16 protein-coding genes and 2 pseudogenes are annotated in these 17846 nt (G+C 72.3%); 4 read left to right on the top strand and 14 right to left on the bottom strand.

Annotated features, from left to right (window positions below; translation table 11 throughout):
- Positions 1 to 31: 31 nt before the first annotated feature.
- From tilS to dacB, 3 genes are all read right to left on the bottom strand, one after another.
- Complete coding sequence (tilS, locus tag CYQ11_RS16725; RefSeq protein WP_099199765.1) at positions 32 to 1051, bottom strand: tRNA lysidine(34) synthetase TilS; 1020 nt, start codon at positions 1049 to 1051, stop codon at positions 32 to 34.
- Positions 1052 to 1237: 186 nt separating this feature from the next.
- Positions 1238 to 2374, bottom strand: coding sequence for a zinc-dependent metalloprotease (locus CYQ11_RS16720; protein ID WP_099199766.1), 1137 nt, complete (start codon positions 2372 to 2374; stop codon positions 1238 to 1240).
- A gap of 40 nt (positions 2375 to 2414) precedes the next feature.
- Positions 2415 to 3890, bottom strand: a complete 1476-nt coding sequence (gene dacB, locus CYQ11_RS16715) for a D-alanyl-D-alanine carboxypeptidase/D-alanyl-D-alanine endopeptidase (RefSeq protein WP_243469278.1) — start codon at positions 3888 to 3890, stop codon at positions 2415 to 2417.
- A gap of 86 nt (positions 3891 to 3976) precedes the next feature.
- Between dacB and CYQ11_RS16710 the strand changes: the two genes are divergently transcribed.
- Positions 3977 to 4474: an inorganic diphosphatase gene (locus CYQ11_RS16710; RefSeq protein WP_071962293.1), complete on the top strand. Its 498-nt coding sequence runs from the start codon at positions 3977 to 3979 to the stop codon at positions 4472 to 4474.
- Positions 4475 to 4513: 39 nt separating this feature from the next.
- On the opposite strand, the gene CYQ11_RS16705 is transcribed toward CYQ11_RS16710, so the two are convergent.
- The gene (locus tag CYQ11_RS16705; protein WP_099199767.1) at positions 4514 to 6223 is read right to left on the bottom strand and encodes a threonine/serine exporter family protein; all 1710 of its coding nucleotides are present in this window, start codon (positions 6221 to 6223) and stop codon (positions 4514 to 4516) included.
- 67 nt (positions 6224 to 6290) lie between these two features.
- Entirely contained in the window at positions 6291 to 7955 is a 1665-nt protein-coding gene (locus tag CYQ11_RS30320) for a DedA family protein (protein WP_240003436.1), read from the bottom strand.
- Between the two features lie 215 nt (positions 7956 to 8170).
- Here CYQ11_RS30320 and CYQ11_RS16695 point away from each other — a divergent pair, with 215 nt between their 5' ends.
- Positions 8171 to 8539 carry a YbjQ family protein gene (locus CYQ11_RS16695; RefSeq protein ID WP_099199768.1) on the top strand — a complete coding sequence of 123 codons (369 nt, stop codon included), beginning with the start codon at positions 8171 to 8173 and terminating at the stop codon, positions 8537 to 8539.
- Positions 8540 to 8566: 27 nt separating this feature from the next.
- On the opposite strand, the gene CYQ11_RS16690 is transcribed toward CYQ11_RS16695, so the two are convergent.
- On the bottom strand, positions 8567 to 9322 hold the full coding sequence (locus CYQ11_RS16690; protein ID WP_099199769.1) for a MerR family transcriptional regulator: 756 nt from the start codon (positions 9320 to 9322) through the stop codon (positions 8567 to 8569).
- 90 nt (positions 9323 to 9412) lie between these two features.
- Positions 9413 to 10129: a TetR/AcrR family transcriptional regulator C-terminal domain-containing protein gene (locus tag CYQ11_RS16685; RefSeq protein ID WP_240003437.1), complete on the bottom strand. Its 717-nt coding sequence runs from the start codon at positions 10127 to 10129 to the stop codon at positions 9413 to 9415.
- 92 nt (positions 10130 to 10221) lie between these two features.
- Here CYQ11_RS16685 and CYQ11_RS16680 point away from each other — a divergent pair, with 92 nt between their 5' ends.
- Positions 10222 to 11433: an FAD-dependent monooxygenase gene (locus CYQ11_RS16680; protein WP_099199770.1), complete on the top strand. Its 1212-nt coding sequence runs from the start codon at positions 10222 to 10224 to the stop codon at positions 11431 to 11433.
- Here the strand turns inward: CYQ11_RS16680 and CYQ11_RS16675 are convergent.
- Positions 11412 to 11795, bottom strand: a pseudogene (locus CYQ11_RS16675) (acyl-CoA-like ligand-binding transcription factor); the annotation flags it as partial. The gene CYQ11_RS16680 and the pseudogene CYQ11_RS16675 overlap by 22 nt on opposite strands.
- A 7-nt stretch (positions 11796 to 11802) precedes the next feature.
- On the opposite strand from CYQ11_RS16675, the pseudogene CYQ11_RS30315 reads away from it, so the two are divergent.
- Positions 11803 to 11946 (top strand): annotated as a pseudogene (locus CYQ11_RS30315) (VOC family protein); the annotation flags it as partial.
- Between the two features lie 123 nt (positions 11947 to 12069).
- Here the strand turns inward: CYQ11_RS30315 and CYQ11_RS16665 are convergent.
- The 6 genes from CYQ11_RS16665 to CYQ11_RS16640 form a co-directional block, all read right to left on the bottom strand.
- Positions 12070 to 12798, bottom strand: a complete 729-nt coding sequence (locus CYQ11_RS16665; protein WP_099199771.1) for a DUF4097 family beta strand repeat-containing protein — start codon at positions 12796 to 12798, stop codon at positions 12070 to 12072.
- Positions 12799 to 12935: 137 nt separating this feature from the next.
- Positions 12936 to 14033: an alpha/beta hydrolase gene (locus CYQ11_RS16660; protein WP_099199772.1), complete on the bottom strand. Its 1098-nt coding sequence runs from the start codon at positions 14031 to 14033 to the stop codon at positions 12936 to 12938.
- 193 nt (positions 14034 to 14226) lie between these two features.
- On the bottom strand, positions 14227 to 14607 hold the full coding sequence (locus CYQ11_RS16655) for a VOC family protein (protein ID WP_099199773.1): 381 nt from the start codon (positions 14605 to 14607) through the stop codon (positions 14227 to 14229).
- A 196-nt stretch (positions 14608 to 14803) separates the two neighbouring features.
- On the bottom strand, positions 14804 to 15442 hold the full coding sequence (locus CYQ11_RS16650; RefSeq protein ID WP_099199774.1) for a PadR family transcriptional regulator: 639 nt from the start codon (positions 15440 to 15442) through the stop codon (positions 14804 to 14806).
- Between the two features lie 70 nt (positions 15443 to 15512).
- On the bottom strand, positions 15513 to 16073 hold the full coding sequence (locus tag CYQ11_RS16645; protein WP_099199775.1) for a DinB family protein: 561 nt from the start codon (positions 16071 to 16073) through the stop codon (positions 15513 to 15515).
- A 136-nt stretch (positions 16074 to 16209) separates the two neighbouring features.
- Positions 16210 to 17688: an aldehyde dehydrogenase family protein gene (locus tag CYQ11_RS16640; RefSeq protein ID WP_099199776.1), complete on the bottom strand. Its 1479-nt coding sequence runs from the start codon at positions 17686 to 17688 to the stop codon at positions 16210 to 16212.
- Positions 17689 to 17846: the final 158 nt, after the last annotated feature.

Here is a 17846-nt window from a genome sequence, read left to right as displayed (position 1 = left end):
CGCTGTGCCCCGCGCGCTTCAGCCCCGCGCATCAGCCCTGCCGGAGGACCAGTCTGCCACCCTGCCTGCGCACCGCGACGCGCCCGGGCAGGTTGATGGCCCCCTGGCCGCGCCAGCTCGTGATGAGCCGGTCGACTTCCTCCAGGTGGCGGGCGAAGAGCGAACCGGCCGGCGAGCCGGCCGCGATGGCCGCGCGGCGCAGCACCCGGCGGCGGACCGCGGGGGGGAGGGCGAAGAGCTTGGCGACCTCCAGGGCGCCGGAGTCGTCCCGGACGGACGGCTCGACGGCGGCGGCCCAGGAGTCCAGGGCGTCCGCGTCGTCCCGGGAGAGCTGGGCCGTACGGGCGAGGGCCTCGACGACCCCCTTGCCGAGCGCCTTCTCCAGGACGGGCAGCGCCTCGTGGCGGACCCGGGAGCGGGTGTAGGCCGGGTCGGCGTTGTGCGGGTCGTCCCAGACGGGCAGGGACTGGACCATGCAGGCCTTGCGGGCGGTCTGGCGGTCGAGCTCGAGGAACGGCCGGCGGTAGCGGCCGCCGACTCCGGACGCGACGGCCATGCCGGACAGCGAGCGGATGCCGGAGCCGCGGGCGAGGCCGAGGAGCACGGTCTCCGCCTGGTCGTCACGGGTGTGGCCGAGCAGGATCGCGGCGGCGCCGTGGCGCTCGGCGACGGCGTCGAGGGCGGCGTAGCGGGCGTCGCGGGCGGCGGCCTCGGGGCCGCCCTCCCGGCCGACGCTCACCTTGACGGCCTCCACGGGGTCGAGGTCGAAGGCGGCCAGCCGGCTGACGACCTCGGCGGCGCGGAGGTCGGAGCCCTCCTGGAGGCCGTGGTCGACGGTCACCCCGCCGGCCCGGATGCCCAGCCGGGGGGCCTCGAAGGCGAGGGCGGAGGCGAGGGCCATGGAGTCGGCGCCGCCGGAGCAGGCGGCGAGGACGAGCGGCCGGTCACCGGCCGCCTGGGGGACGGAAGCGGGCGGAGCCAGGGTGAGGACGTCGTGGAGTACGCGGCGGACCGCCAGGCGTATCGCCGCGACCGCGGGGTGTGGACCCATGTCCGAGTGTCCAATCGTTCCATTGGGAGGGGGTCGGAGCCTTGCGACTTCGAGCCTCAGTCACGCTGTGTGCGTCGATGGTGACAGAGACGAGCCATTACCCGAGCATCGCACGCCCACCCTTGACACACGGTCCCTCGGACGGGTGATTACGGGAGCGTTCATCCGGTACGGGGCGTGACGAGGTCACGCCTCGGTTCGTCCGTGCACCCGTGCGACCCAGTCCGCCGGTTTGGCGATCTCCGCCTTGGTGGGAAGCGTGTTCGGGGACGTCCAGACGCGGTTGAAGCCGTCCATGCCGACCTCGTCGACCACGGCCCGTACGAACCTCTCGCCATCACGGTACTGCCGCAGCTTGGCGTCCAGCCCCAGGAGCTTGCGCAGGGCCGCGTCCAGCCGGCCGGCCCCGCTGGCCCGGCGCTTCTGGAACTTCTCGCGGATCTCGGCCACGGTCGGCACGACCTGCGGACCGACCCCGTCCATCACATAGTCGGCGTGCCCCTCCAGCAGGGACATGACGGCCGTCAGGCGGGCGAGGATCTCGCGCTGCGCCGGCGTCTGGACCAGGTCGACGATGCTGCGGCCGCCGCCGCCCTCCTCCTGCGGCGGGTTGCCGCCGGCGAACGACTGCGCGGCCTGCCGGATCCGCTCCAGCAGCGTCGCCGGGTCGACGTCCGTCTCGGCGAGGAACGTGTGGATCTCGCCCTGGATGTGGTCCCGCAGCCAGGGCACCGCCGTGAACTGCGTCCGGTGCGTCTCCTCGTGCAGGCACACCCACAGCCGGAAGTCGTGCGGGGCGACCTCCAGCTCCCGCTCGACGTGCACGATGTTGGGCGCCACCAGCAGCAGCCGGCCCCCTCCGGCGGGGGCGCCCGGCAGGTCCCCGGTCACCGGGGCGAACGTCTCGTACTGCCCCAGCACGCGCGAGGCCAGGAACGACAGCAGCATGCCCAGTTCCACACCGGTGACCTTGCCGCCGACGGTCCCGAACACGGCACCGCCCGGCATGTTCGACCGGCGGTCCTGCATCTTCTCCAGCAGCGGCCCCAGGAGCGCCCGGAATCCGGCGACGTTCGCCTTGATCCAGCCGGCCCGGTCCACCACCAGGACGGGCGTGTCCCCGTTCCCGGCGGCCGCCTCGGGCGGCGCCATCCCCGTGAAGCCGCGCACGTGCTCCTCCGACGACCGGGCGTGCCGCCGCAGTTCGGCGACCACCTCACGCGCCTCTCCCCGGCTCACCTCCGGGCCCGGCCGTACGAGCCGGGTCGCGGTAGCCACCGCGAGCTTCCAGTCGACCATCTCCGTGCCACCGACGCTCGTCATGTCTTCACCGTACGTGGTGCACGGGACCGGCGAGGAGGGCTTACCCCGCCTCGGCCAACGCCGATGCCAAGCGGTCCAGCGCCTGCTGCGCCCCGCCCGCGTCGGCCGTCCCGGAGGCCATGAACGCGAAGACCAGCAGCCGCCCCCCGGCCGTCACGGCCGTCCCGGCCAGCGTGTTCACACCCGTCAGCGTCCCCGTCTTGGCGCGTACGGACGCCCGCCCCGCCACCTCCCGGCCGTAGCGCTCCCGCAGCGTCCCCGTGAAACCGGCCACCGGCAGGCCCGTGAGGACGGGCCGGAGCCGGGCGGAGTCCGCCGAGGCCGACCGCAGCAGCAGCCGCGCCAGGAAGTCCGCCGAGGCCCGGCCGGAACGGTCCAGGCCGCTGCCGTCGGCGATGTGCACGCCGGCCATCGGCAGGCCCAGCCCCGTCAGCCGCTCGGTCACGGCCTGCGCGGCGCCCTCGAAGCTCGCCGGCCGGCCGGAGGCCAGCGCGGTCTGGCGGGCCAGGGCCTCGGCGACGTCGTTGTCGCTGTTGGTGAGGGCCCGCTCGACGAGGTCGGCGAGCGGCGCCGAGGAGACGGTGGCGAGGCGTTCGGCCTTCGCGTCCGCGCGGCCCTCGGCGGGCTCGCCCTCGACCTCCACGCCCCGCTCCCGCAGCATCGCGGCGAACTTCCGCGCCGCGTCCGCCGCCGGCTCGGCCGTCCGGTCGGCGACCCCTCGGTCCGAGTCGTCCAGGCGCCCCTCGTCGGCCATGAGCGCGCTGACGGGCGCGAGGTTCTCGTTGGGGCCGATCGGGTGCAGCGGGGGCCCGGAGTACCGCGAGGCGTCGTACGCGAGCCTCGTGCGCGTCGTGCCCCGCGCCTTCAGAGCCTTGACGGTGGCGTCCGCCAGGTCGCCGAGGCTCGCGAAACGCGGCCCCTCCCCCTTCACCGGGCGGGCCGTCAAGGTGGGGTCGCCGCCGCCCACGAGGACGACGCCGTCGCTCCCGGCCACCACCGTGGTCTCGATGCGGTGCTCGGGGCCCAGCGCCGCGAGGGCGGCGGCGGCCGTGGCCAGCTTTATGGTCGAGGCCGGGGTGTAGCCGGTGTCCTGTCCGGCCCCGTAGAGCCGCTCCCCCGTCCCGGCGTCGTACACGGCGGCCGAGGGCTCCGGGCCCAGCGCGGCGTCCTTCAGCAGCGGATCCAGCACCCCGGCGAGCCCGGCGGCCCGGGCCGCGCCGCCCCCGAGCGCGCCCAGCACCGGCGGTGCGGCACGACGGCCGGCTCCGGCGCCGCCGGCCCGTCCGGCGCCGCCGTGATCCCCGCCACCCGCGCGCGTTCCGGCGGCGGCGCGGTCCCGTTCGGCCTTACGCTGACCCCCGTCCCAGGGACCGGCCGCGGCCACCGCGCCGGTCGCGACCACCAGGCCGGCGACGGTGGACACGGCGACGAACCGCACGGTCCGTCGTTGTGCCAGGGGGGCGTCCCGCCAACGTCCGAGCCACCAAGCGACCTGCCAGCGTCCGGCCTCAGGCACGACGGACCAGCCCCTTTCGCCACCACACACCTGCGTGAGGGACACTTAATCACCAGACGTATGTGTTGATCATGAAGGAGCCACCCGTGGAGTTCGACGTCACCATCGAGATCCCGAAGGGTTCGCGGAACAAGTACGAGGTGGACCACGAGACCGGTCGCATCCGTCTGGACCGCCGACTCTTCACCTCGACCAGCTACCCGGCCGACTACGGCTTCGTCGAGAACACCCTCGGTGAGGACGGCGACCCGCTGGACGCCATGGTCATCCTCGACGAGCCGACGTTCCCCGGCTGCCTCATCAAGTGCCGCGCCATCGGCATGTTCCGCATGACGGACGAGGCCGGCGGCGACGACAAGCTGCTGTGCGTCCCCGCGAACGACCCGCGCGTGGAGCACCTGCGCGACATCCACCACGTGTCGGAGTTCGACCGCCTCGAGATCCAGCACTTCTTCGAGGTCTACAAGGACCTGGAGCCGGGCAAGTCCGTCGAGGGCGCCGACTGGGTCGGCCGCGCCGAGGCCGAGGCCGAGATCGAGGCCTCCTACAAGCGCCTTGAGGCCGCGGGCGGCTCGCACCACTGAGCAGCACCCTGAGGTGACGGCACGCGCGGCTTCGTACGACTAGAAGCCGCGCGTCCGCTTTGCCGCCCGGCGTCCCGCCGCCTCCCCGGGCACCTTCAGGAACAGCCGGGCCATCTCGGACCCGAGGTTCACGCCGATCGCGATGGCGAGCGCCAGCGCGGCGGCCTTGGTGAGGCTGGCCATGCCGGCGCTCATCTCGTTCTTCGCGAAGTTCAGCAGCGCGAAGTAGACGGCGCTACCGGGCAGCAGCGGCCCGATCGCCGCGGTCACGTACGGCAGCGCGGACGCGTAGCGGTAACGGGCGAAGAGCTGCCCGAAGAGGCCCACGAGCCCGGCCGCGACGGCCGTCGCCGGTACCGGGTCGGCCCCGATGGTGTCGGCGAGCGACGCGTAGATCACCCAGGCGACTCCGCCGTTGAGCGTCGCGATCCACACGGTGTGACGTTCCTGCTGGAGCAGCACCGCGAAGGCGAACACCAGCAGCATCGCCGCGACGATCTGGATGCCCGGCCGCTCCACGTGCTCCAGCGCCGCCTCAGGGTTGAGCGTTCTGCCGCCGACGTGCACGCCGCCGTAGAGCACGATGAGCACGCCGCAGACGATGCCCGCGATCAGATAGCCGACCTCCAGCAGGCGCGCCGCCGCGGTGATGTAGTAACCGGTCAGGCCGTCCTGGACGCCCGCCACCAGCGCCCGCCCGGGGATCAGGGCGAACAGCCCACCCGTGATCACGGCGGAGGCCTGCACGTGCGCGTGGCTGGCGCTCAGCGCCACGCCCATCGCCGCCGGCGCCATCGCGGCCGCCACGAACTGGTAGAACTCCGGCAGCCCGCGCCCCGACGCCAGCCATGCCAGCCGGTCGCCGAGCATCGCGCCGGCCGCCGCCGCGAGGAACACCACGACACCGCCGCCCACGAGCATGCTCGCCGCGCCCGCGAGCAGCCCGGAGGCCAGGGTGAGGCCCCAGCCGGGGTAGGGGTGGCGGTTGCGGCGCATCTCGGCCAGGCGGCGGTAGGCCTCCTCCAAAGTCAGGCCCGTGCTGGTGATGTCGTGGACGAGCCGGAAGACGGCGTTCAGCCGGGTGTAGTCGGTGCCGCGCCGCCGCACCGTGCGGTTGGCGGTGACGGGGTCGTCGACGAGCGAGGGCTGATAGCTGACGGTCAGCAGCGTGAAGGTCACGGTCGGCTCGCAGCGCCCGAGCCCGTAGGCGTGGGCGACGCCGAACATCGCCGCCTCCACGTCCTCGGCCCCCTCGCCGCCCGCGAGCAGCAGCTCGCCGATGCGCAGCGTCAGGTCGAGCACGCGCGGGACGGGCGGACCGGCCTCCTCCTGCCGGTCGGGCCGCTCGGGCACGGGCCGCTCGGCGAGCGGCATGCGCAGCATCGTGCGCATGCGGTCCTGCCAGGGCGCCTCCTTGACGAGGCTGACCTTGGGTATGCCGTAGGGCGGCGTGAAGGCGGGGAACTGCGTGGACTGCGTGGTGCCCGACGAGGGCGGGGCGAACGCCGACCCCTCGGGCTCGGCCTCCGGCTCGGGGCTCACCCCCTGCGGAAGGGCGAACTCCGACGTGGGGTGGTCGTCCTCCGGCGTCGGCGGCAGGGGTACGCCCAGAGGCGGTGTGAAGGCGCTGTGCGCCTCGTCGGACTGGGGCTTGCGGTCCTCGCCCGCCTCCGGGTCCGAAACACCGCCGCCACGCTGCCGATCCGCCACCACACGCTCCTCGGTACGCCCTGCTGCTACGGCCACCATGCCTGATGGGACCTACGGGCGCGCACTGGGGGCCCTGCAAGCGGAAGGGCAGCCTCAGGGAGGTGGGTCAGCGGCGGGCGTGGCGCCCGCGCTGCGAGGGCGGGTAGTCGGGGCCGTCGTGCCCGTCGTGTCCGTCATAGCCGTCGTAGCCCTCGCCGGGGGCGGCGGGGGCGTCCGCGGCGTGACCGTGCCCGCCGGGGCCGCCGTCGTGGTGACCGCCGTGCGGGGCGCCGGCCTGCGGGGCGGTGTGGTCCTGACCGCCGTGGCCCGGGTTCCCGTAGCCACCGCCGTAGGCCCCCTGCGGGGCGTTGCCGTAGCCGTCACCCTGCTGGGGTGCGTTGCCGTAGGCGGGCTGCTGCGGGGGGCGGTTGCCGTATCCGGTGGGCTGCTGGGGAGCGTTCCCGTACCCGGTGGGCTGCTGCGGAGGACGGTTACCGAACGCGTCCGGCTGCTGCGGAGCATTGCCATAGGCGGCGGGCTGCTGCGGGGCGTTCCCGTGTCCGGTGGGCTGCTGCGGAGGACGGTTACCGAACGCGTCCGGCTGCTGCGGAGCATTGCCATAGGCGGCGGGCTGCTGCGGGGCGTTCCCGTGTCCGGTGGGCTGCTGCGGAGGACGGTTACCAAACGCGTCCGGCTGCTGCGGAGCATTCCCATACGGGCCACCCTGCGCGGGGTTCCCGTACACACCGGGCGGCTGCGGAGCATTGCCGTACCCGGCGGGCTGCTGCGAGGGCCGGTCACCGAACACATCCGACCGCTGCGGAGCATTCCCGTACGCGCCACCCTGCTGGGGGTTCCCGTACACACCGGGCGGCTGCGGAGCATTGCCGTACCCGGCGGGCTGCTGCGGGGGACGGTGGCCGTATCCGGTGGGCTGCTGCGGAGCGTTCCCGTACGCGCCACCCTGCTGGGGGTTCCCGTACGCACCGGACTGCTGGGGACGGTCACCGTACTGACCGCCCTCCTGACCGCCGCCCCGCTGGTCGTCGTCGTACGCGCCGCGACCCTGCACACCGCCGCCGAAGCCGACCCCGGGGAAGCCGCCGCCCGGGGGCGGGGTGGCCGGGGACGGGGCGTCCTCGGCCGGAGCCTCCGCCTCCGCCTTCTTCGCCTTGGAACGGGCGCGCAGGAACTCGATGGCGATCGGCACGACCGAGATCAGCACGATCGCGACCAGCATCAGCTCGATGTGCTTGTGGACGAACTCCACCTTGCCGAGCGCCGCGCCCAGCGCGGTCACGCCACCGCCCCACAGGGCGCCACCGATGACGTTGAAGGTGAGGAAGGAGCGGTAGTTCATCCGGCTCACGCCGGCGATGATCGGCGTGAAGGTCCGGATCACCGGCACGAAGCGCGCCAGGACCAGCGACTTCGGCCCGTACTTCTCGAAGAACTCATGGGCCTTCTCGACGTTCTCCTGTTTGAAGAGCTTCGAGTCCGGGCGCCGGAACAGCGCCGGGCCCACCTTCCGGCCGAAGAGGTAGCCCGCCTGGTCACCGAGGACCGCCGCGAGCACGACGAGTGCGCACACCGCCCACAGCGGGTAGTCCAGCTGGCCCGTCGTGACCAGGAGACCGGTCGTGAAGAGCAGGGAGTCGCCCGGCAGGAAGAAGCCGATGAGGAGGCCCGACTCGGCGAAGACGATGGCCAGGACGCCGACCAACCCGAACTGGGTGATCAGATAGTCCGAGTCCAGCCACTGGGGGCCGAGCGCGAGGGTGGTCGGGGTCACTAGTGTGTGGCTCCTGGGTCGAGGGCGCAGGCTCGTGCGAGACCCGGCCACAGGCGGGGGAGGCGATGTGCGGCCCAAAGCTATCAACGCGGCCGCCGCCCTCCCGGTTCCAGAAGAGGACCGGGCCGTACGCCCGACTGGAGCAACCGCGCCCCTCCAGAGTGCGTCAAGGACGGCGACCGGCAAAACTGCACAGACAGACGGAGGTGGATGGCATGGGCATCGAGGATTTCGGTGGCGGCCAGCACGAGAAGGCCGACGTGCTCGTGGTCACGACCAACGATGTTCCCGGGTACCGGGTGGAGCGGGTCATCGGCGAGGTCTTCGGCCTCACGGTGCGCTCCCGCCACATCGGCAGCCAGATCGGCGCGGGGCTGAAGTCCCTCGTCGGCGGTGAGCTCAAGGGCCTGACCAAGACGCTCGTGGAGACCCGCAACCAGGCCATGGAGCGCCTGGTCCAGCAGGCCAAGGCGCGGGGGGCGAACGCGGTCCTGATGTTCCGCTTCGACGTCACGGAGGCGGCGGACGTGGGCACGGAGGTCTGTGCGTACGGCACGGCAGTGGTGATCGCCCCCGAGCGCTGAGCGACCACCACCGGGCCGGGCCCCGGCTCAGACCTTGCGGATCGCGTTGGCGAAGATCGCGTCCCGCAGGAAGGCGGCCATCCCGGGCCGGACGGCCTCGTAGGTGGCGGTGAAGCGCTCGTCGGCGACGTACATCTCGGCGAGACCGGTGTGGATCTCGTACGAGCACCCGTAGAACGACGCGCTGATCTGCTGCCGGTGCTCCTCCGCCAGGTCCATCGCCGCCTCCGACTCGGGCGCCGCGCCGGTCTCCATCAGCGCGGCGATCCGGGCGTTGAGCCCGTCGGCGGCTTCCTTGATCCGCAGCCAGTCCTCCTTCGTGTACGCGGCCGCCCGGCGCTGCGACTCCGTGTACGGGTCGCCGCCGCCCCAGCGCCGCTCGGCCTCGGCCGCGTGTGCGTCGGGGTCGAAGTCTCCGAAGACCTCGAACTTCTCCTCGGGGGTCAGGTCGATGCCCATCTTTCGTGCCTCCATGGCGTGCTCCACGGCGGCGGCCATCCGCTGGAGCCGGTCGATCCGGCCGGTCAGCAGCTCGTGCTGCCGCCGCAGGTGCGCGACCGGTTCGGCGCCCGGGTCGTCCAGCAGCACCGCCACCTCGTCGAGCGGAAACCCGAGCTCCCGGTAGAAGAGGATCTGCTGCAGCCGGTCGAGGTCGGCGTCCTCGTACTGCCGGTGCCCGGCGCGGCTGCGCCCGGACGGCAGGAGGCCGATCTCGTCGTAGTGGTGCAGCGTCCGTACGGTCACGCCGGCGAAGGCCGCGACCTGTCCCACGGTGTAGCTCACGTCCGCTCCTTATCTCGGTGTGCACGCTCCACGGTGAGGGCTCACGCGACGTGAGGTGCAAGCCCGGGCCGGCGGCCCGTCCGACGGCAGTCAGGAGCCGGCCGGTGACCCGCCCGCCCGCCGCGCGATCAGCACCTCCAGGCCGTCCAGGATCCGCTCCAGGCCGAAGGCCAGGGCCTGGTCCTGGGCGAGGGGCTCGGCCGAGGACGCCATCGCCGCCAGCAGGGACGGGTAGCCGTCGCCGTGCTCCCGCATCACCTCGCCCAGGGCCGCCACGAGTTGGGCCTCCGCCCCGCCCGCTCCGGCCGCGCGCGACTGGAGGGCGATGCCGCGGACGTGACCGGTCAGCAGGACCACCGCGTCCATGCGCTCGCCGCCCGTGAGCCCCAGGCCCTCCAGCGCGGCCAGGGCCCGCTCCATCCAGGCCAGCTCGTTCGGGCCCATCAGCCGGGGTCCGACCGTCACGTCCAGCAGCCAGGGGTGGTGGGCGAAGACGGCGGAGAGGGCGTGGGACCAGTTCGTCAGGCGGGCCCGCCACACCCCGGCGTCGGGCTCGGGCGGGGCGCCGATCGCCGCCTCCACCATCAGCGCGACCAGTTCCGCCCTGCCCGGGACGTAGCGGTACAGCGACATCTTCGTCTTGCCCAGGTGCTCCGCCACCCGCTGCATCGACAGGGCCGGCAGGCCCTCCGCGTCCGCGATCGCCACGCCCGCGCGGGCGATGCCGTCCAGGCTCAGCGCCGGCTTGGGGCCGCGCCTGGGCTGCGGGTGGGGCCCCCAGAGCAACCGCTTCAGTTCGTCCGTCACGACCTCTCCCCTTGCCAGACCCAATAACTGTGTCTACGGTACACAATAAAGAACAGCGTCCAGCGGACGCAGTTATAGGAGGGGCAGTTCTCATGGGCAAGAAGGTTCTGATCTCGGGTGCGAGCGTCGCCGGTCCCGCGCTGGCCTACTGGCTCGGCCGCCACGGCTTCGACGTGACCGTCGTCGAGGTGGCGCCGGACCTCCGCGAAGGCGGCCAGGCCGTCGACTTCCGCGGCGACACGCATCTGACGGTGCTGGAACGCATGGGCGTCCTCGACGACCTGCGGCGGATCCAGACCGGCGGCACCCCCATGGTCTGCGTCGACGAGAAGGGGCGGACCCGGCTGCGCCTGCCCGCGGACTTCGCGGGCGGCGACATCGAGGTGCTGCGCGGCGACCTGGCCCGCGTCCTGTTCGAACACAGCCTGCCGTACGCCGAGTACCTCTTCGGCGACTCCATAGCCGGGCTCCGGCAGGACACCGGCGGCGTGCACGTCCGGTTCCGCAGCGGCCGGGCCGGCACCTTCGACCTCGTCGTCGGCGCCGACGGCATCCACTCCCACGTCCGGCGGCTCGCCTTCGGACCCGAGGAGGAGTACCTCAGCCACCTCGGTTACTACGCGGCCACCTGGAGCCTGCCCAACTATCCCGGCATCGGCTTCGGCGAGGGTTCGGTCGGCGTCAACGTGCCCGGGCGCTACGCCAGCGTCGGCACCGACAACCGCGACCGGGGGACCGCCCACGCCTTCTTCCTCTTCGCCGCCGGCCGCCTGGCGTACGACCGCCACGACCCGGAGCAGCAGAAGGCGCTCATCACCGAGGCCTTCGCCGGCATCGGCTGGGACGTTCCGCACCTCCTGGAGACGCTGAAGGAGACGGACGAGCTGTACTTCGACTCCATCAGCCGGGCCGACGTCCCGAGCTGGTCCAACGGCCGCGTCACACTCATCGGCGACGCGGCCTGCGGGGCCACCATCGGCGGCATGGGAACCGGCACGGCCGTCGTCGCCGCGTACGTCCTGGCCGGCGAGCTGGCGGCGGCCGGCGGGGACCACGTCACCGCCTTCGCCCGCTACGAGGCCCTGCTCCGCGACTACGCCCAGGGCTGCCAGAGGGGTGGCGACCGCACGGGCAAGTTCCTCGCCCCGGGCAGGCTCGGCCTCCCCGTCCGCAACTGGCTGCTCCGCCGCCGCCGCGTCCTCGACTGGATGCTGGCGGAGGGCAAGAAGGCCACCCACCTCGAGCTGCCCGACTACGGACAGCGCGGGACCGTCCCCACGGGTCAGTGCGCGCGGACGGCGTAGTCGGCGAGAGAGGGCTCCAGGAGGCCGAAGACTCGCTCGGCGTCGGCGGCGACGAGGGCGGAGATCCGGGCGTTGTCGCACCCGGCGAGCGTGAGTTCCTGGATCCGCTGGAACAACACGCGGTGCACGGCACCGATCTGAGCGGCCACCGCCCTGGGCGTGATGTCGTCGGGGGCCGCGCCGGTGGCGTCCGCGAGGGCTTCGGCAAGGGCCTCCTCCCGCTGGTCGTGGAGGTCGCGGAGCCGCGTGGCGAGGGTCGGGCTGTCGGCGATCATGCGGGAGAACTCGGGCCCCGCGAAGCCCGCGATGGGGTCGCAGTCCCGGGCGGCGGCCAGGAACGCACCGCGCAGCGCGGACAGCGCCGAGGAACAGGAGCGCCGGCTGCGCTCCGAAGGCGTCGCGATCACGATGGCGCTGCGGGAGGAGCCCTGGGGCGAGCGGCTCTTCCAGGTCACCGACCCCAACGGGGTCGTGGTCGAGCTCGTCGAGTGGGCCGCCGCAGCCGACGCGTGAGCGCCTCACGGGGCCTGGTCCCGGCGCGCACGCAGCGCTCTCCGCGCTCCGCGGCCCGCGAGCCCGCCGGGCCGTCCCGAGGCGGCCTCAGGAACGCATGCGCGCCGGGCCGTCCGCGGCGCCTCAGGACCGCTTGACGGTGATGGCCCCGCTGCTGGTGGCCAGGTCGAGCCGGTGCGTGCCGGTCGCGTCGTCGGAGAAGGCGACGTCCTTGCCGCCGCTGGCACTGTGGGCGGTGACCCGGTACCGCCCGTCGGGCATGGTCAGGGTGACGGCTCCGCTGCTGGCCTCCGCGCGGACGTCCTGGGGCTCGGTCGCGGTGAGCTCGATGGCCCCGCTGGACGTCCTGGCCTTGACGGGCCCGCCCTTCAGGCCGTTCCCGGTGATCGCCCCGCTGGACGCCTCCACGTCGACCGGACCGTCGACGTCGTCGAGGTCGATGGCCCCCGAAGCGGTCTTCACCGTCACCGCGCCGGCCTTGGACAGTTTGATCGCGCCGCTGGAGAGCTCGCCCGTCACCGGGATGCCGGCGGGCAGGTCGACCGTATAGGCCACCGAGCAGTCGTCGCCGCAGCCGCCGAGCACGAGGACGCCGTTCTCGACGCGGTGCGTCGTCCCCTCCGGGCGGTCCCCGCCGTATTCCACGTACCGGTGCAGGTCCACCTTCGCGGCGCCCTCCTTGCCGCGCAGGGTGACCGCTCCGGAACCACTGGCCAGCCGGACAGAGGTGATTTTCTGCGTCAGCGCGGCGTCGTCCTCGAAGTGCTCCCTGAACATTCCGCACGCGCTGAGCCCGCCCACCGCGATTCCAGCCGTCACGACGGCAGTGAGCAGACGGGTACGTGCACGCATGGGACTTCACCGTTCTTCAGGGTTCGTCGGACGGGCCCCGGGGGGCACCCGACGAGGTTACGCAGCAGCACGCAGAGGGGACCATGGAGTAAACGTCCGTATCCCGGGTGGCACTGGTACCACCGGCCCGCCTCGCCTCACTCGGCGCCGAGCCGCCCGCTGATCCACTTCAGCGCCGGCGGGATCTCCCTGCGCCAGGTGTTGAAGTTGTGACCGCCGTGGTCAAGGGTGATCGACGAGACGCGCGCGGGAGCCTTGACCTTCTTGATGAACTGCTGGGTCGCCTTGTAGTTGGGCTCCCCCTGCCGCGAAGTCGTCACCAGGAACGAGGACTTGCCCTGCGGCCGGTTGTCCAGGTGCCACAGCAGGTCGGACCGCTTCTCCTCGTTCTTGTTCCCGTGGAAGAGGTCACCGGAGTCGCCGTCGATCTCCGGCTTGTACTCCGCCGACAGCCCCACCCCGGCCGCGTAGGTCTCCGGGTGCTGCATCGCCATCTTCAACGCGCAGTAACCGCCGGTCGAATCACCGATGATGCCCCAGTTCCGCGGTGCCGTGCCGACGCGGTACGTACTCGATATCGCCCTGGTGACGTCCGCACCGAAGAACGCCTCGCTCTGCGGGCCCCCGGGCACGTCGACGCACTGGGTGTTGGCGGACGTGATGGTGGGCCGCATCATCACCAGGATCATCGGCTGCATCTTCTTCTGCTTGACCTGCGTCCACGCCGTCTTCGGGTAGCGGAGCCCCTTGACCAGGTTCTCGGCCATGCCCGGGTAGCCCGTCAGGACGACGGCCGCGGGGAACCGCCGCTGTTCGCCGCCCTTCTGGAAGTACTCCGGCGGCAGGTACACGTACGCCTCGGCGGCGGTGCGGGAGCGCTCGCCGCGCAGTGTGACCTTCTCGATCACGCCGCCCGACCGCGGATTCCCGCCACCGGGCACCTCCGGGGCCTGCCGGCCGAGGACCCGCACGGCCGCCCCGCCGGGCGCCGCGGCCGACTGGCGCTTCTGGCCGGCGAGGTCCGCCCACGAGTCGTAGAGCAGGAAGCTGCGGTTCGCCGCGAGCGCGACCGAAGCGAACAGGAAGGCCTGCACGACGACGATCAGCCCCACTCGCCCGAGCACCCGCCTCCAGTCACGCCGCACCAGGCGCGGCCACCACCACACCGTGAACGCGAACATCAGCACCGTGCACAGCATTGAAGACACCAGCAGCGTGTCGCTCGTCAGACCCATGGATCAGAAAACCCTCGGACGTTCCGGCCTGGACGCACCGGCCCAGAGCACCGCCAACCGGTGCGCACCTGGCTAGAGAGCCGCACAGGGCAAAGCGTTCCACCGCACGCGACCCCCGTACCGCGCGAGGGTGCCGGCGCACGACGGCGGGCGGCTCGCCGCCGTGCCGTCCAGGGCCCCCGGCCGTGGTGCCCTAGTGCGCCCGGGTGAAGAACTCCAGGTTGTGACCGTCGGGGTCGTTCACGTAGAAACCCCGCCCGCCGTTCATGGCGTTCAGCTCCTGCGGCTTCTTGTGGTACGGGTCGGCCCAGTAGGCGAGTCCCCGCTCGACGACCCGGGCGTGGATCGCGTCGAACTCCTCGTCGGAGACGAGGTAGGCGAAGTGCTGCATCGTGATCTGGTCGGCCGGAACGATGTGGTCGGCGTAGTCGATGGTCACGCCGTTGTCGAGACGGACGGCGGCGAACGGACCGTTGACCTCCGGCTCGGGGGCGCCGAGCAGTCCGGTGAGGAACCGGGCCCCCTCGAAGCGGTGCGTGCTGTTGACGACGGTGTGGTCCAGACGAACGGGCATCGTTGCTCCTCGGACAGTCAATCAGCCTCGGGAGCCACCGACGTAAGGGCCGCTCCCCGGGTGCGCCCATGACATTACTCGCGCGTAGAGGCTGCGGCATCGGGCCTTGGCCCTAGGTCCACGACCGCAGTTGAGCATCCGACGCAAGGCGGAGCCGCTCCCCGGCCGCCCACGTCCCGGGCTCCCGGAAGGCCCGCTACTCCGCCTGCCCCGACTGCTCGGCCCGCCTGAGCCGCTCGTAGTCCGCGGGATCCGTGACGACCCCCTCCCACTGGTCCCCCTCGCCCGCCATGACGTAGGCGCCCCCCTCCAGACGGGCGACCAGGCCCCGGGTCCACTCGGCGCCGCAGTCGGCCGTGTGGACCCACATGCCCATGATCTCGCCGATGTGACCCCAGTCCTCGCCCTCCGCAGGCGTCCAGCGCGCGCGGATGTCCTCGCGCCACTCCTCCAGCGCCGCGAGCCGCCGTTTCAGCAACGCGACGGCCTCGGCACGCGGGAGGTCGACGATGAAGCCCACGCCGGCGGTGAGCACGTCGACCCTCTGGTCGACGGAGGAGAGCGCCTCGCGCAGAAGCTTGAAGTACTCCGCCTCCCCCGTCCCTGTCAGCTCGTACTCCGTGCGCGGGGGGCCGCCGGCCTCGCTCGGGGCGACGTCGTGGACGTGGAGCAGTCCTTGCTTGGCCATCGCCTTGAGGGCGTGGTAGATCGACCCCGGTTTGGCGTTGGACCACTCGTGGGCGCCCCAGAACTCCAGGTCTCCCCGGACCTGGTAGCCGTGGGCGCGGCCGTGCTGACGGACCGCGCCCAGCACGAGCAGTCGGATGGCCGACATCGGCGCCTCAGTCTCCTTATGCCGCGGGGGATTCCTACGCGGCCCAGAGTAGGCGGTGGCCAGAAGAGGGCTACTCCCCCTGCGCAGCGGCCTCCGCCGCCCTCCGCTCCTCGTCGACCAGAGCGAAGGCGGTCTTGCCGTCCAGCGACTCGCGGATGACGTCGGCGTGGCCCGCGTGCCGGGCGGTCTCCTCGATGAGGTGCAGGACCAGCCAGCGCATGGAGACCCGTGCCTTCGGGAACCACGGCGCCTCGGGCAGCGCGAAGTTCTCCTCCAGGCTCTGCACCGAGTAGATGAAGCGCTCGGTCTCCGCGGCGACCGCCGCCCAGTGGGCCAGCTGGCCCTTGACCGTCTCGTCCCCCGTCAGCCGGAAGCTGTCGGACCAGGTCTTCTCGTCGCGCTCGACGGCCGGCGGCAGGCCCTGGGCGCGGCGGACCCAGCCCTGCTCCGTCTCCGCGACGTGCTTGAGCAGCCCGCCCAGCGACAGCTCGCTCGCGCTCGGCTTCGCGGCCGCCTGCTCCTCGGTGAGGCCGAGGAGAGCCCGTCGCAGACCACCGCGCTGGGCCTCCAGGAAGGCCAGCAGGGTGGCGCGCTCGTCGGAGAAGTCCTTCTCGATCACGTGCGTCGGCATGGGTTCGTCCCGCCTTTCGTCGGCCGTGCTCCGGTGGCACCCCTGTCCGCCGGTGACACCACGGTAGGCACGAATGCGGTCAGATCCTGACCTAGATCGACGGGCCGAGTGCCCGGATCGAAGCCGGTCGGCCGCGTCAGAAGGGGAATCTGCTGCGGCCGTGCTGTATGGAGATCCACTTCGTCGTCGTGAAGGCGTCCACCATGGCGTCCCCGTTCAACCGTCCCACTCCCGAGTGCTTCTCGCCTCCGAAGGGCACGATCGCCTCGTCGTGCACCGTTCCGTCGTTGACGTGCACCATGCCGGAGTGGATGCGCTTGGCGACCCGTACACCCCTCTCGACGTCGCCCGTGTGCACCGCGCCGCTGAGCCCGTACGGGGTGGCGTTGGCGATCCGCACCGCCTCGTCCTCGCCGTCGAAGGGGACGATCAGGGCCACCGGACCGAAGATCTCCTGTCCCAGCACCGGAGAGTCCGCCGCCAGACCGGTCAGGACGGTCGGCCCGACCAGCGTGCCGTCCGCCTCGCCTCGCACGAGCGCCGTGGCGCCGTCCGCGACCGTCTGCGCCACGAGCGTGGTGATCGCCTCCGCCTGTCCCGCGTTGATGAGGGGACCGATGTGCGTATCCGGGTCACAGGGGTCACCCACCTTGAGGGTGCGCACCTTGGCGACGAACTTGTCCGTGAACTCGCGCTCCACGGACCGGTCGACCAGTACCCGGTTGGCGGCCATGCAGACCTGGCCCTGGTGGATGAAACGACTGAAAACAGCGGCGTCCACGGCGTAGTCGACGTCGGCGTCGTCGAGCACGATCAGGGCGCTGTTGCCGCCGAGCTCGAGGATGGCCCGCTTGAAGTGCGAGGCGGCCACGGTGGCGACGTGGCGGCCGACCTTGTCCGAGCCGGTGAAGGAGATGACCTTCGGGACGGGGTGCTCGATGAGCGCGTCGCCTATCTCGGCGATGTCCGTGACGACGACGTTCAGCACGCCGCCCGGCAGGCCCGCCTCCTCGAAGAGCCTGGCGACCAGCCCGCCGCCGCAGACCGGCGTGTTCTGGTGCGGCTTGAGGACGACGGCGTTGCCGAGCGCGAGCGCGGGTGCCACGGACTTGATCGACAGCAGGAAGGGGAAGTTGAAGGGGCTGATGACCCCGACGACCCCCACCGGCACCCGGTAGAGGCGGTTCTCCTTGGTGTCGTCCGGGGACGGCAGGATCCGCCCCTCGGCGCGCAGGGAGAGCTGCACCGCCTCCCGCAGGAACTCGCGCGCCAGGTGCAGCTCGAACGCCGCCTTCACGGCCGTACCGCCGCACTCCGCCATGATGGCGGCGCTCAGCTCCGCCTCGCGGTCGTCGATGACGCGCAGGGCCCGCTCGAAGACGAGCCGGCGGGTGTACGGATTGGTCGCCGCCCAGCCCTCCTGGGCGCGCTCCGCGGCACGGTAGGCCTGGTCGATCTCGACGGCGCTGGCCACGGTGATGGAGGCGAGCTTCTCCCCGTCGTAGGGGTTGAAGTCGACGATGTCCCATGAGCCGCTGCCGGCCCGCCATTCCCCGTCGATGTACTGGTAGGCCAGCTTGTCGAAGTAGCTACCCGTGCCGGTGCCGTAGGACATGCGCCATCCTGTCTGCGAAAAGCGGGGCGCTCGTGGCGCCCGTCAACGAGGTTGCGTGCTGCCTGCTGCTCTGGTGCCTGACGCCCGGTGTCTGTTGCTGCTTGCTGCTTGCTGCGGGACGTGCCGTCTGATGAGGCGAGCTGTCGCCGGCTGTGTTG

This window comes from Streptomyces cinnamoneus, from assembly GCF_002939475.1.
GTDB lineage: Bacteria > Actinomycetota > Actinomycetes > Streptomycetales > Streptomycetaceae > Streptomyces > Streptomyces cinnamoneus_A.
Note: the sequence above shows the minus strand (reverse complement) of the source record. Positions and strands in the feature narration are given on the sequence as shown.

Excerpts from the sequence above, each read along its gene's own strand:
- tilS (WP_099199765.1), bottom strand. The coding sequence starts at position 1,051 with ATGGGTCCACACCCCGCGGTCGCGGCGATACGCCTGGCGGTCCGCCGC.
- CYQ11_RS16720 (WP_099199766.1), bottom strand. The coding sequence starts at position 2,374 with ATGACGAGCGTCGGTGGCACGGAGATGGTCGACTGGAAGCTCGCGGTG.
- CYQ11_RS16705 (WP_099199767.1), bottom strand. The coding sequence starts at position 6,223 with ATGGTGGCCGTAGCAGCAGGGCGTACCGAGGAGCGTGTGGTGGCGGAT.
- CYQ11_RS16695 (WP_099199768.1), top strand. The coding sequence starts at position 8,171 with ATGGGCATCGAGGATTTCGGTGGCGGCCAGCACGAGAAGGCCGACGTG.
- CYQ11_RS16680 (WP_099199770.1), top strand. The coding sequence starts at position 10,222 with ATGGGCAAGAAGGTTCTGATCTCGGGTGCGAGCGTCGCCGGTCCCGCG.
- CYQ11_RS16665 (WP_099199771.1), bottom strand. The coding sequence starts at position 12,798 with ATGCGTGCACGTACCCGTCTGCTCACTGCCGTCGTGACGGCTGGAATC.
- CYQ11_RS16660 (WP_099199772.1), bottom strand. The coding sequence starts at position 14,033 with ATGGGTCTGACGAGCGACACGCTGCTGGTGTCTTCAATGCTGTGCACG.
- CYQ11_RS16655 (WP_099199773.1), bottom strand. The coding sequence starts at position 14,607 with ATGCCCGTTCGTCTGGACCACACCGTCGTCAACAGCACGCACCGCTTC.
- CYQ11_RS16650 (WP_099199774.1), bottom strand. The coding sequence starts at position 15,442 with ATGTCGGCCATCCGACTGCTCGTGCTGGGCGCGGTCCGTCAGCACGGC.
- CYQ11_RS16645 (WP_099199775.1), bottom strand. The coding sequence starts at position 16,073 with ATGCCGACGCACGTGATCGAGAAGGACTTCTCCGACGAGCGCGCCACC.
- CYQ11_RS16640 (WP_099199776.1), bottom strand. The coding sequence starts at position 17,688 with ATGTCCTACGGCACCGGCACGGGTAGCTACTTCGACAAGCTGGCCTAC.